Source organism: Demequina sp. NBRC 110056, from assembly GCF_002090155.1.
Lineage (GTDB): Bacteria > Actinomycetota > Actinomycetes > Actinomycetales > Demequinaceae > Demequina.
Window position 1 is genome coordinate 358,525 of sequence record NZ_BBRM01000002.1, and the last position, 13,517, is coordinate 372,041.

The following is a 13,517-nucleotide window of genomic DNA, read 5'->3' on the forward strand; positions in this document are numbered from 1 at the left end:
CGTTCGCGGCGGGGGACGATGCCGGGGCGTCCGCCAGGGCTGGCCTCCAGGAGTCCGGCATGGGCAACGCCCCCAACAATACTCAGGCCAGGCGCTTCGCGTGAGTGCGGCCGTGCGTGATGCCTGCCAGCGCTGATGGAACAATGGGCGCATGGCACGTGTGCGACCCCTGTCCGGCTACCCCGAGTGGACCCCCGCGGAGCGCGTGGTCGAGGCCTCCGTCCTCGACGCGCTGAGGGAGGTCTTCCGCCTCCACGGCTTCGCCGAGATCGAGACGCGGGCGGTCGAGACCGTCGAGCGCTTGGCCGGCAAGTCCGAGGCCGCCAAGGAGATCTACACCCTCACGCGTTTGAATGCCGACGGCGACGCCGATGCGCGCCTGGGCCTCCACTTCGACCTCACCGTGCCCTTCGCCCGGTACGTCGAGGAGTTCCAGAACGACCTCGCGTTCCCCTTCAAGCGCTTCCAGATCCAGAAGGTCTGGCGGGGCGAGCGGCCGCAGGAGGGCCGGTACCGCGAGTTCTATCAGGCGGACATCGACGTCGTCGGGCGCCAGAACCTGCCGGCGCACCTCGACGTCGAGGTCGCCGTGGTGATGGCGAGGGCGCTTGCCGCGCTTCCGCTGCCCGGCGTGACGATGCGCGTCAACAACCGACGGCTCGTCGAGGGCTTCTACCGCGGCGTCGGGATCGACGACGTGGCGGGCGCGCTGCGCAGCGTGGACAAGCTCGACAAGATCGGGCCTGACGGCGTGCGAGCCGAGCTCGTGCAGCAGGACGTGCCCGAGACAGCGGCCGACGCGATCCTCGAGCTCGCGCGTATCAGCGCACCGGACGGCACCTTCGTCGGCGCGGTCGAGGACCTGTGGGCGACCACCACGACCGTCGCCGACGTCGCCGAGGCCCAGGCGCAGCTGCAGGACGGGCTGGCTCAGCTCGTGGCCCTCGTGGAGGGCGTCAACGCCGCGGTGCCGGGGACGGCCGTGGCCGACCTGCGCATCGCCCGCGGCCTGGACTACTACACCGGCTCGGTCTACGAGACGTTCCTCGACGGACATGAGGACCTGGGATCGATCTGCTCTGGCGGCCGGTACGACTCGCTCGTGGCTGGCGGAGGCTTCCCGGGCGTCGGCATGTCGATCGGTGTCAGCCGGCTCGTCAGCCGCCTGCTCGGCGCGGGTCTCGCGACGGCGTCGCGCGCGGTGCCGACCGCCGTGCTGGTCGCGGTGACGGACGAGGAGTCGCGGGGAGAGTCGTCCGCGGTGGCCGATGCGCTGCGTGCGCGCGGCATCGCCACGGAGGTCGCGCCCTCGGCGGCGAAGTTCGGCAAGCAGATCCAGCACGCGGACCGCCGTGGCATCCCCTTCGTGTGGTTCCCGGCATCCGAGGCGGGCTCGCCCGACGAGGTGAAGGACATCCGCTCCGGTGACCAGGTCCCGGCCGATGCCGCCACGTGGGAGGCCCCGGCCGAGGACCTTCACCCGCGCATCGTCCCTGCCGACTGAGGCCTACCGGGCACGCGCACCCACCTCGCGCGCGCATCTGCCCTGCGTACGGGACAGCACTGCGTACGTGACGGACATGTGGACGTGTCAACCCTGCACGCGGATCGGCGGTGCCCACGCGAGGGCTCTGGGCGTGCACCCACCCAGCACGCGCATCGGCGCTCCGCGACGGGCGAGGCGACGAGCGTACGGTCGGTGCCCGTGACTGAAACCCACGACCTCCCACGCGGCTAGAATTGGTCGCGACACCCCTATCCGGCGCGCCCGTCTAGCGCGCCCAAGAAAGGCTTGAACGTGCTCCGCACCCACCTCGCAGGAAACCTCCGCGCTGCCGACGCCGGCACCACCGTCACCCTCGCCGGATGGGTCGGGCGCCGCCGCGACCACGGTGGCGTGGCCTTCATCGATCTGCGCGACGCCTCGGGCTACGCCCAGGTCGTCATCCGCGAGGACGTCGCCCACTCCCTGCGCAACGAGTACGTCATCCAGGTCACCGGAGAGGTGCGCGATCGCCCCGAGGGGTCGTCGAACCCCAACCTGCCGAGCGGCGAGATCGAGGTCGTCGTCTCCGACGTGACGATCCTCAACGAGTCCGCGCCGCTGCCCATGCCGGTCGACGAGCACGTCACCGTCGGCGAGGAGGCGCGCCTCAAGCACCGCTACATCGACCTGCGTCGCCCGCAGCCGCGCGCGAACATCGTGCTGCGCTCGAAGGCCAACCAGGCCGCGCGCCGCGTGCTCGACCGCCACGAGTTCCTCGAGATCGAGACCCCCACGCTGACGCGCTCGACCCCCGAGGGCGCGCGCGACTTCCTGGTGCCGGCACGCCTGGCGCCGGGCTCCTGGTACGCGCTGCCGCAGTCGCCGCAGCTGTTCAAGCAGCTGCTCATGGTCGCCGGCATGGAGCGGTACTACCAGATCGCCCGGTGCTACCGCGATGAGGACTTCCGCGCGGACCGCCAGCCCGAGTTCACCCAGCTCGACATCGAGATGAGCTTCGTCGACCAGGACGACGTCATCGCGCTCGGCGAGGAGATCGTGCGCGAGCTGTGGTCGCTGATCGGCGTCGAGATCTCGACGCCGATCCCGCGCATCACGTACGCCGACGCGATGGCGCGGTTCGGCTCCGACAAGCCCGACCTGCGGTTCGGCCTCGAGCTCACCGAGCTGACCGACTACTTCAAGGACACACCATTCCGCGTGTTCCAGTCGGACTACGTGGGTGCTGTGGTGATGCCCGGCGGCGCCGACCAGCCGCGTCGCACGCTCGACGCCTGGCAGGACTGGGCGAAGCAGCGCGGCGCGCGCGGCCTCGCCTACGTGCTCATCCAGGAGGACGGCGAGCTCGCCGGACCCGTCGCCAAGAACCTCTCCGACGAGGAGCGCGCCGGTCTCGCCGAGGCCGTCGGCGCCCAGCCCGGAGACTGCGTGTTCTTCGCCGCAGGCAAGCCGGAAGCGTCGCGCGCGCTCCTGGGTGCGGCGCGCCTCGAGATCGGCCGCCGCGTCGGCCTGATCGACGAGGACCGCTTCGAGTTCGTGTGGGTGGTCGACGCGCCGCTGTTCAAGGCCGTCGACTCCGACGATGACGATGTCGCCGTCGGCTCCGGCGCCTGGACCGCCGTCCACCACGCCTTCACCTCGCCCAAGCCCGAATACCTCGACACTTTCGAGGACGTCCCGGGTGAGGCGCTTGCTTACGCCTACGACATCGTGTGCAACGGCAACGAGATCGGCGGCGGCTCGATCCGAATCCACCGCCAGGACGTGCAGGAGCGCGTGTTCAAGGTGATGGGCATCGGTGAGGAGGAGGCCCAGGAGAAGTTCGGGTTCCTGCTCGAGGCGTTCTCCTTCGGCGCGCCGCCCCACGGCGGCATCGCGTTCGGTTGGGACCGCATCGTGGCGCTGCTGGCGAAGGCGGACTCGATCCGCGACGTCATCGCGTTCCCCAAGTCCGGTGGTGGGTACGACCCTCTGACGGCGGCGCCGGCACCTATCACCGCGGAGCAGCGCGCCGAGGCCGGCGTGGACTTCGTGGCGGAGGACGAGGACGCGGACGCGGAGGCGCCTGCCAGCGCCTGAACGCCCTCTGGGGACCCGGAGGGCGGCGACCTTGCCATGGCAGGGCGGGCGGAATCCCCCTAGGTTGGCACCATGGGAGCGAAGGGGCTGGTCGCCGGGGGAGTGCTGACGGTTCTCGTGGTGAGCGCGCTCGCCATGAGTGCTCTGACGGTGACCGCGGCTCCGGCTGCGGCGGCCGAGCCCAATCCCACCATCGCCGACCAGTGCGGCTTCGACACGACGCTCGTGCTGGATGCCTCGGGATCGATCAACAGCGCGGGAGCGACCGAGTCGGTGCGCGGGGCCGCCACCGCGTTCCTTCAGGCGATGTCCGGCACGGACTCGACGGCACGGGTGGTGGACTTCGCGACGTTCGCTCGTGAGAGCGCGCCGTCCACGCTGGTGACGGCCGACACTCTCGCGCCCGGGGGTGTGCACGCCAGGGCCTTGCACGCGTACTACCACCCCAAGCCCCCGGCGCAGCCTGGAGTGAACCCGCATCAGTTCACCCGAGGTGCCGTCGGCTCCGAGAGCAGCTACCGCACCCCGAGAGGTGACTCCACCCAGTACACGAACTGGGATGCGGCGTTGCACCTCACACGCGATGCGCCGCCCGAGCTGGTCGTGTTCGTCACGGACGGCGACCCGACCGCGGTCGATTCGGACCAGCCCGGCGACCCGTTCTACACGGGCGCGTCCGACCCGGATGTGCGCATGAACATGATGGATGGTGACGCGCAAGCGCTCGCTCTGTCGCGTGCGGTCGCGGAGGCCGATGCGCTCAAGCTCGCCGGGTCGCGAGTGCTCGTCATCGGCGTTGGTGGCGCGTTCTCGGGATCGGATTCGGCGACACGCCTCAAGGCGATCTCGGGCGAGGTGGTCGTCAACGATGCCACCGTCGGAACGGTATCGACACTCAACGACTTCGACGTCGCCTTGGTCCGGAACTTCGACACGCTGACCTCGGTGCTGCGCAGCGTGGTGACGCAGCTGTGCTCGCCCTCGCTCACCATTCGCAAGCTCGCGCAGTCCGGCGCGTCCGACGCCTACGCTCCCGCGACAGGCTGGGACTTCACGGCGACGCCCGCTGTTCCGGGAGGGACCTACTCGTGGATCCAGCCCTCTGGCGCTGCCGTCGGGCCGCAGACGGTGACGACCAACGCCAACGGCAACGCGCAGTTCCAGTGGGAGCCTGCGCCGTCGTCGGCCTCCTCCACCGTGACCGTCCAGGAGACGGCGCAGTCCGACTTCACGAGTGACAGATACCGCTGCGAGATCCGCGGCAGCGACGGCTCCGTGACGGTCGACGAGGGGCCCATCGCGACAGGCGGGTTCGATCTCGCTCTCGAGTCCGACAGCATCGTCGCGTGCGAGGTGTGGAACTCGTACGACTACACGCCCGGCGTCACGCTGACCAAGACGGATGCTCCAGCAGTCGTGCGCGGCGACGGGGCGGGCACCGCGGTGACGTCGAGCTTCACCGTGACCAACGACGGCAACACCGACCTGCAGATGGCGGACATCGTCGACGACCTGTGCACACCTGTCACCTACAGCGACGCGGACGGCACGCTCTCGCCGGGAGAGACGTGGAACGCGACGTGCACGCGTACCGTGCAGCATCCCGTCACCAGCGATCCGGTCTCCGTCACCAACACCGCCACCGTGCGCGGCACCGACCCTCGGGGGACCGAGGTTCCCGGAACGGCGACAGGCACCGTCGAGGTCCACACACCCGCGATCGCCGTCGACAAGGTCGGCTCGGTGGCCACGGTCGACGGGTCAGGCGACGTCACCTACACCTACGCCGTCACGAACCCGGGCAACGTGCCGCTCGCGGTCGCCATCACGGATGACATGTGCGCGCCGGTGACGGGCCCGCTCGCTGGCGGCGACACCGACACCGATGGCCTGCTCGACCCCGCCGAGACGTGGGAGTACTCGTGCACGGCCACGATCACGGAGGACACCCACAACACCGTGGAGGTCACCGGCACGCCGCCCCTCGGGCCGCCCGTCACCGCGACCGACACGTGGCTGGTCTCGGTGGTCCACCCCGGGCTCGACCTGACGAAGAGCGCGAGCCGTCACACGGTCCTTGCCGGCGCCACCGTGACGTACTCGTACACGGTCACCACGGGCGGCGGCGACCAGCCCATCACCCCCGCTACGCCCGCGACGCGCGACACGTGGGTGACCGACACCCATTGCGGCCCGGTGGAGTTCGTCGACGGTGACGGCAACGGCGACGGGATCCTGCAGCCCACGGAGACGTGGACCTACAGCTGCGACCAGGTGCTGACCGCGGACACCCTCAACCGCGCGCAGGTCCAGGGGACGCCACCCGGCGGGGGCATCCTCACCGACATCGCGACCGACGTCGTGCGCGTCCTGACGCCCGGGGTCGCCGTGGAGAAGGTCGCGCTGCTCGACACCGTCGAGAGCGGCGGCGAGGCGGGATACCTCTACGCCGTGCAGAACACCGGCGAGGTCGGCCTCACCGGCATCGCGGAGTCCGTCGACGATGACCTGTGCACGCCGCTCGAGGAGCTGTACGTCGATCCCGCGGGCACCGGCGTGCTTCCGCCCGGTGAGGTCTGGCTCTTCGGATGCGTCACGACGCTGGAGAAGGGGCCGGGGAGCGAACCCGCGACGCCGTTCTCCGTCCAGAACACGTTCACCATCACGGCCGTGCCCACCATCCCAGGCATCCCTGGCGAGCCGGGGGTCACCGGACCCCCACTCACGCCCACCGCGACGGCGACGGTGGACGTGGTCCAGCCCGGGATCAACATCGTCAAGTCCGTCTCGGACGACTACGTCCCGGTGGGCTCGGCCGTCGAGTGGACGGCCCGCGTGACCAACACGGGAGACGTGCCGCTGTCCTCGATCGATGTGAGCGACGACAACTGCTCTCCCATGACCTATCAGAGCGGCGACGCGAACGGCGACCAGCTCCTGGACCTCACCGAGGAGTGGGTGTTCACCTGCGGCGACAGCGTGCCGACGGCGATCCTCAACACCGCGACCGTGGTCGGCCACAGCCCGACGGGGACCTCCGTGACGGCTATCGACACGGCACAGGTCGACGTGTACGACGCCCAGATCACGCTCACCAAGGTCGTCGACCGCGAGATCGTGCCGACCGGCACCACCGTCACGTGGACGCTCGAGGCGACGAACCCGGGGTCTGACCCGGTCTCCGCGGTCGCCTTCGAGGACACGCTCTGCGACGGCGTTGTGGGACCCACGGGTGACACGAACACCGACGGGAACCTGGATCCGACGGAGACCTGGGGGTACACGTGCACGAGCGTCATCACGGATCCGCACATCAACGTGGCGCTGATCGGTGGACGCGACCCCGGATCGCAGATCCTGCTCGCCGCGGCGGCGGCCGGCTCGATGCCCTACGACGCGGGGATCGAGGTCGTGAAGACCGCTGACCGCTCGCAGGCGCGGGCCGGCGACGAGGTGACCTACACGTACACCGTCACCAACACGGGCGAGGTGCCACTCGCGGACGTGAGGGACCTCATCGTCGACGACCGGTGCGCGAGCGTGGCCTATGTGTCGGGCGACCTCGACGAGAACGGCCTCCTCACCGGCAGCGGCGACATCTTCGAGACGGGGCCGCCGGAGACCTGGGAGTTCACCTGCGCGGCCGTGCTGACGGCCACCACCACCAACGTCGTGACCGTCACCGGCACCCCGGTGAACCCGCAGTCGCCCACGCCCAGCACGCCGCTGGGCCCGCCGGTCACGCACCAGGGCACGGTGACGGTGGTGGTGCCCGCGGGCGGCACGACCCCGCCGGACCCGGGACAGACGCCGACCACGCCCACCGAGAACCCCCCGACGAGCGGGCTGTCGAACACGGGCGCGTCGGGGCTGCTGTGGCTGTGGGTGGCGGCGACGGCGGTCGCGCTCGGGTTCGGGATTATCGCTGCCGCGACGCGCCGGCGCACCGCCTGAGCCGGCGCGGGGCGGGCTCACGCGCCCGTGCCGGTGACGCCGCCGGAGGGTTCCGCCCTCGCGGAGCGCCGATGCGCGTGCACGGGGTGGTCTCCCGTCTCACCTGGTCTCGGGGCTAGTCTGACTCCACCGTCGCGCGAGTGTCGCGACGCTGGGGGGGAGATGCGGCGTGCACAGTGCGGGCGTGGTGGAGACGAGGCGTTTGCGCGTCGGTGTGTCTCGCGTGGTCGCGGTGCTCGCCATGGCGGTCGTGGCCGTCACCAGCATCGTGGCCGCAGCCGCACCGTCATCCGCCGCCACCGAGGGCTTTCGCGACGTCACGGGCAAGCACCAGTTCTACCGCGAGATCTCGTGGCTGTCGTCGAGCGGGATCACGACGGGATACGCGGACAACAGCTTCCGGCCCGCGAACAAGGTGTCTCGCGAGGCCTTCGCCGCGTACCTCTACCGGCTCGCAGGCAAGCCCCCCGTGAGGCTCCCGTCCCGCTCACCCTTCCGAGACGTGGGCGTCTCGGCGCTGTTCTATCGGGAGATCGTGTGGCTGGCGCAGCAGGGCATCACGACAGGATGGGCCGACGGCTCGTTCCGCCCCAAGGAGCCGATCACGCGGGATGCGATGGCGGCGTTTCTCTACCGCTTCGAAGGTCGTCCGTCGTTCGCTGCACCCGCGCGCTCGCCCTTCAAGGACGTGACGCGCGCGACGAAGTTCTACAAGGAGATCACCTGGATGCGCGCGAGCGGGCGCTCGACGGGATGGTCCGACGGCACGTACCGGCCCTATGCCAGCACCACCCGTGAGGCGACGGCGGCGTTCCTGTTCCGCGGGTACGGTCCGCGGGGCTACACGGCTCCTGCGTACGCGCCACCGACGACGTGGGACCCGGACCGGGACGTCAGCCGGATGCTCAGCGACCCCGAGTCCGTGCTCGTCGTGGTCAACAAGCGGCGACCGCTCGACCCCATCCGCTACGTGCCGCCGGACCTCGTGTCCGTCTCCGGCGTGCCGGGAGGGTCGAACCACCGCCTCCGGCGCGAGGCCGCTCAGCAGCTCACGGCGATGTCGCGCGCGGCCAAGAGCAACGGACTGAGCTTCTCGGTGAGCTCCTCGTACCGCTCGTACAGCTACCAGGCGGGGCTGTTCCGCAACTACTCGAACCGCTTTGGCGTCGCGTCGGCCGAGCGCTTCAGCGCCCGGCCCGGGCACTCGGAGCATCAGACAGGGCTCGGGGTGGACGTGTCGAGCACCGGCTGCACCATCAGCGGATGCTTTGGCACGTCGGCTGTGGGCCGTTGGGTCGCCCGTCATGCTCATGAATACGGCTACATCGTCCGATATCCAGAGGGCAAGACTCACGTGACCGGGTACATCTACGAACCGTGGCACCTGCGCTACGTGGGGGTGGAGCTCGCGAGCGAGATGCGTGCGCGGGGCGTCACCACGCTCGAGGAGTTCTTCGGGTTGGGCAGCGCGCCGACGTACCGCTGACGGTTCGCGGGCGCCGCGACACGCTCGACAGTGGTCTGTCACACACCTGAGAGATCCTTCTGCCGTTCTCAGAACGTGAAGGTTACGGTGGCGTGAAGTCGAGGGCGTCCGCGGGCCTGAACCGGTCGCGGCGCCCACCGGAGGAGGAGCACGATGGTGGCAACGCAGGTGGCCGGAGCCCAGGCGTCGCGAGCGCATGGCGCGATGAGGCGGACGATCGTGGCGGCGGTCCTCGCGCTGCTGGCGGCGGTCGCGGTGGTCCCGGCGACATCGGCGCCGTCGCAGGCGGCGACCACGGGCTTCCGCGACGTCACGAACCACTACCAGTTCTATCGCGAGATCTCCTGGCTCACGGAGAAGGGGATCACCACCGGCTACGCCGGCAACTGGTTCCGTCCCGAGTGGGAGGTCTCGCGCGAGGCATTCGCCGCGTTCCTCTACCGCCTCGCGGGCCGTCCCGGCGTCTCGATGTCGTCTCGCTCGCCCTTCAAGGACGTGCCCAAGAGCCACCAGTTCTACAAGGAGATCGTCTGGCTCGACAAGCAGGGGATCACCACCGGCTGGTCGGACGGCACGTTTCGGCCCGACCAGGCGATCGACCGCAACGCCATGGCGGCATTCCTCTACCGCTACGAGGGCAAGCCGAGCTTCTCCCCGCCGTCGAGGTCGCCCTTCAAGGACCTCAACCGCAGCTCCAAGTTCTACAAGGAGATCACGTGGCTGCGCACGACGGGGATCACCACCGGCTTCGCCGACGGCACCTTCCGTCCCTACGCGAGCACGTCTCGTGCGGCGACGGCGGCGTTCCTGTTCCGCGGCTTCGGCAGCGGCTCCTACAAGGCGCCCACCTACGTGGCGCCGCGCACGCCGTTCAAGGCCAGCGAGGTCCTCTCGGTCGCGCGCTCCCAGGTGGGCTACAAGGAGCCGAGCTTCCGCAAGAACAAGTACAACGACTGGATCGGCGGCAGCAGCGCCTGGTGCCAGGTGTACGTCGGGTGGGTGTTCGAGAAGGCCGGATACCCCGGCTACGTGCCGCGCGAGGCGTACTACGACCAGGACTTCAACCCGCCTGCCGGTCGCTCGACCTTCGTGGGACGCCTGCAGTCCGCAGGTGTCCTCGACTGGAACGTCAGCCTGTCCGACCTCGACCCCGGAGACGTCGTGCTCATCAACTGGGGCACCGGCCAGGGCGTGAGCCACGCGGCGATCGTCGACCGCGTGTCGGGCAACGGCGCGTGGTTCTACGAGGGCAACACCACGTCGGGCACGGGTTCGTCGGCTCGCGGCGTGTTCCACCGCTGGCGTTCGCTCAGCGTCGTCGACGCGGTGTTCACCCCGCAGGCGTACTACGACGCCACGCACTAGGGACATCGTTGGCGTGAGCCGGGTCGCCAGGTCCGGTCGCTGACCCGCGCAGGCAGGCTCGGCTCACGACGACGGCTGGTCGGCAGCCGGGTAGCGCACCATGGCGAGCGCCGATGCGCCCACGACGGCGGCGGCCACGCCCAGGGCGGCGGGGATCGAGGTGGCCTGAGCGAGCGCTCCCACGCTCGCCGCGGTCACGAGCCCCGTGGTCTGGAGCGCCATCGACTCGATCGAGAGCAGGGTCGCGCGCTCCTTCCGCGTGACCGCGCGGTGCAGCAGATCCTCCGAGACGGGGCCGGCGATGCCGATCGCGAAGAAGAATCCTAGGTACGCGACCGCCGCAAGGATCGCGACAGGCACCCCGACCGCGGCGAGGGCAGCCGCGCCAGTGACGAACGCCAGGCCGATGGTGAGCGGCCGCGCACGTTCGGAGACCGCCTTGGCTGCGTCGTGACGACCCAGTGACATGACGCGCGTGGCCACGGGGCTCAGGGCTGCGCCCAGCGCGGAGGCCGCGAAGCCTGCCGTGACGAGCACGGCGTAGGGGCCAGCGGCGGCGTCCGAGCCACCCAGCAGCTCCGAGGCGCGCGTGGGCGCGAGCAGCTCGATGCCCGAGAGCCCGACGCCGAGTCCGGCCGTGAGCAGCAGCAGCCGGCGGATCCTGGGGCTGCCTGCCGCGAGGGCGAGGCCTCGGCGGATCGTCGGTCCCACGCCACGGACTGCCTCGCGCACCGGCACGCGGTCGACGTCCGCGTCGCGCACCCACACCGCGACGAGTGTGGCGTGCACGACGGTGAGCGCGGCTGAGGCGAGGAAGGGCGTCGACAACGCGATGAGGCCAGAGCCGTCGGCGGGGAAGGGCGACAGCGCCACGAGCGGCGCGGCGGCGAGCGCGCCCGCCGCCAGGCCAAGGGACTCGGCAACGCCGCCGCGGGACAGTCCCGGTGCCAGGTCGGCATTCGAATCCGCGTCGAGGGTCGCGTCCACGAACCAGGCCTTGAGCGGACCGGAGTCGAGGGCACGGGCGCACCCGAGCAGGACATAACCCGTGGCGAGCGCCGCCACGCCGCTGCCGAACGCGAGGATCAGCACCGCCACGCCGCCCGTGAGCGCCGCGCCGATGATGATGGGGCGCCGTCCGAGCGCGTCGGCGAGCCCGCCTGTCGGCAGCTCGAGAAGCAGCGTCGCGAGGCTGAACAGCGCCGTGAGCAGCCCGATCGTGGCCAGCGACAGGCCGCGCTGCTCGAGGATGAGGACGAGCACGGGGATCGCGAGGCCGGTCGGCAGCCACCGCAGCGCCGTGAGGATGACAAACCGTCGGCGGATCGCGGCGGGGTCCATGGGCGTGGCTCCTTCTTCTCGTGCGGCCCTCCCGTGCAGCACGGTGATGCAGCCCTCTCGTGCAGCACTGGCGTGCTGCTCTCATGGGGCTCTGTCATGCCGCGCAGCGCCGCGGTAGGGAGAGCCCGCGGCAACGGTACTCGGGCAACGGGCTGGTTGCTTGCACGGACACATGCACTCGACAGGGGGCACACGGCGTGAACCAGGAGAGCGAACCGAGTGCCGGCACCCGACGCTTGGGCCCTGCAATCGATGTCTCCCGGGCCGCCTAGAGTTGGCGGCATGGACCTCTTCGAGTCGACCGAGCGCTCGGGCACGGGCGTCCCGGAGCCGGGACCGAACGCGCCGCTCGCGGTGCGCATGCGGCCGCGCGCGCTCGACGAGGTCGTGGGACAGGCTCATCTGCTGACGGACGGCTCTCCGCTGCGCCGGCTCGTCGGGGAGGACGCGCCGGCGACCTCGGTGATCCTCTGGGGGCCGCCGGGCACGGGCAAGACCACGCTGGCGTACCTCGTCGCGGGCGCGCGGCGGTTCGTCGAGCTGTCGGCGGTGACCGCTGGCATCAAGGACGTGCGCGCGGTCATCGACGACTCGCGCCGCCGCATCGCGACCGGCGACCGGGAGACGGTGCTCTTCGTCGACGAGATCCATCGCTTCACGCGCACCCAGCAGGACGCGCTGCTGCCCGCCGTCGAGAACCGGTGGGTGACGCTCATCGGCGCGACGACGGAGAACCCGAGCTTCTCCGTCGTGGGGCCCTTGCTGTCGCGCTCGCTGCTGCTGACGCTGCAGCCGCTGGCGTCCTCCGACCTCGGGACGCTGCTGGACCGCGCCGTCGCCGAGGAGCGCGGACTGGGCGGCGACGTGTCGCTCGCGCCGGAGGCGCGTGAGCACATCCTCCGGGTCGCCGGGGCCGATGCGCGCAAGGCGCTCACGCTCCTCGAGGCGGTCGCCGACGCCGCCGGCAGCGGGGGAGAGATCACCTCCGAGCTCACCGAGCGCACCATGGACGCGGCGCTGGTCGCCTACGACAAGTCGGGAGACCAGCACTACGACGTCATCAGCGCGTTCATCAAGTCGGTGCGCGGCTCCGACGTCGACGCGGCGCTGCACTATCTGGCGCGCATGGTCGTGGCCGGGGAGGACCCGCGCTTCATCGCTCGACGTCTCGTCATCCTCGCGGCCGAGGACGTGGGCCTCGCAGACCCTCAGGGACTGGTCATCGCCCAGGCGGCCGCGGACGCCGTCACGTTCATCGGCATGCCCGAGGGCCGGATTCCCCTGGCGGAGGCGACCGCGTATCTCGCGACCGCGCCCAAGTCGAACCGGGCGTACCGGGCGATCGACGCGGCCATCGCCGACGTGCGCGCCGGCAAGGCTGGCGTGGTGCCCGCGCATCTGCGGGACGCCCACTACTCGGGCGCCGAGCGCATCGGCCACGGCGAGGGGTACCGCTACTCCCACGACGAGCCCGGCGGCGTGGCGCACCAGGAGTACCTGCCGGAGGCGCTGCGCGGCAGCCGCTACTACACGCCCACCGAGTTCGGCTTCGAGCGCACGCTCTCGGACCGGCTCACGCGCATCCGCGAGATGCTCGGCCGCACGACCTGAGGCTGGCGAGCCCTCGAGGACCGCGTCGCCGGCCGCTCGGCCATCGCCTGCGGGGTCGAACGACGGGCGACGGTTTAGCGCGCGGGCGCGGGTGTGGTGCGCGGGCGTGGGTGTGACGCACGGGCGAGGACAGCGCTGCGCTGCGTGTTCCTCCTGGGGCTCCCGTGGAGTGTGCGG

Annotated in this window: 7 protein-coding genes; 6 read left to right on the plus strand and 1 reads right to left on the minus strand. The window is 70.8% G+C overall.

All coding sequences use genetic code 11. The annotated features are described in order from the left end of the window. Positions 1 to 151 precede the first annotated feature (151 nt). The 5 genes from hisS to B7K25_RS01735 all read left to right on the plus strand — a co-directional run bounded on the left by hisS (position 152) and on the right by B7K25_RS01735 (position 10,388). Complete coding sequence (gene hisS, locus B7K25_RS01715; protein ID WP_084103629.1) at positions 152 to 1,504, plus strand: histidine--tRNA ligase; 1,353 nt, start codon at positions 152 to 154, stop codon at positions 1,502 to 1,504. A 294-nt stretch (positions 1,505 to 1,798) separates the two neighbouring features. Further along, positions 1,799 to 3,583: an aspartate--tRNA ligase gene (aspS, locus tag B7K25_RS01720; protein WP_084103631.1), complete on the plus strand. Its 1,785-nt coding sequence runs from the start codon at positions 1,799 to 1,801 to the stop codon at positions 3,581 to 3,583. A 72-nt stretch (positions 3,584 to 3,655) separates the two neighbouring features. Beyond that, positions 3,656 to 7,537: a DUF11 domain-containing protein gene (locus tag B7K25_RS01725; protein WP_084103633.1), complete on the plus strand. Its 3,882-nt coding sequence runs from the start codon at positions 3,656 to 3,658 to the stop codon at positions 7,535 to 7,537. 184 nt (positions 7,538 to 7,721) lie between these two features. Further along, positions 7,722 to 9,023 (plus strand): D-alanyl-D-alanine carboxypeptidase family protein, encoded by a 1,302-nt coding sequence (locus B7K25_RS01730; RefSeq protein ID WP_144018804.1) that lies wholly within the window; start codon positions 7,722 to 7,724, stop codon positions 9,021 to 9,023. A gap of 204 nt (positions 9,024 to 9,227) precedes the next feature. Beyond that, positions 9,228 to 10,388 (plus strand): S-layer homology domain-containing protein, encoded by a 1,161-nt coding sequence (locus B7K25_RS01735; RefSeq protein WP_234988031.1) that lies wholly within the window; start codon positions 9,228 to 9,230, stop codon positions 10,386 to 10,388. Positions 10,389 to 10,451: 63 nt separating this feature from the next. On the opposite strand, the gene B7K25_RS01740 is transcribed toward B7K25_RS01735, so the two are convergent. Further along, a complete protein-coding gene (locus B7K25_RS01740) occupies positions 10,452 to 11,729 on the minus strand; it encodes an MFS transporter (RefSeq protein WP_084103639.1) in 1,278 nt (425 codons plus the stop codon). Positions 11,730 to 12,011: 282 nt separating this feature from the next. Between B7K25_RS01740 and B7K25_RS01745 the strand changes: the two genes are divergently transcribed. Next, the gene (locus tag B7K25_RS01745; RefSeq protein WP_084103641.1) at positions 12,012 to 13,340 is read left to right on the plus strand and encodes a replication-associated recombination protein A; all 1,329 of its coding nucleotides are present in this window, start codon (positions 12,012 to 12,014) and stop codon (positions 13,338 to 13,340) included. Positions 13,341 to 13,517 lie beyond the last annotated feature (177 nt).

Excerpts from the sequence above, each read along its gene's own strand:
- hisS (WP_084103629.1), top strand. The coding sequence starts at position 152 with ATGGCACGTGTGCGACCCCTGTCCGGCTACCCCGAGTGGACCCCCGCG.
- B7K25_RS01725 (WP_084103633.1), top strand. The coding sequence starts at position 3,656 with ATGGGAGCGAAGGGGCTGGTCGCCGGGGGAGTGCTGACGGTTCTCGTG.
- B7K25_RS01735 (WP_234988031.1), top strand. The coding sequence starts at position 9,228 with ATGAGGCGGACGATCGTGGCGGCGGTCCTCGCGCTGCTGGCGGCGGTC.
- B7K25_RS01740 (WP_084103639.1), bottom strand. The coding sequence starts at position 11,729 with ATGGACCCCGCCGCGATCCGCCGACGGTTTGTCATCCTCACGGCGCTG.
- B7K25_RS01745 (WP_084103641.1), top strand. The coding sequence starts at position 12,012 with ATGGACCTCTTCGAGTCGACCGAGCGCTCGGGCACGGGCGTCCCGGAG.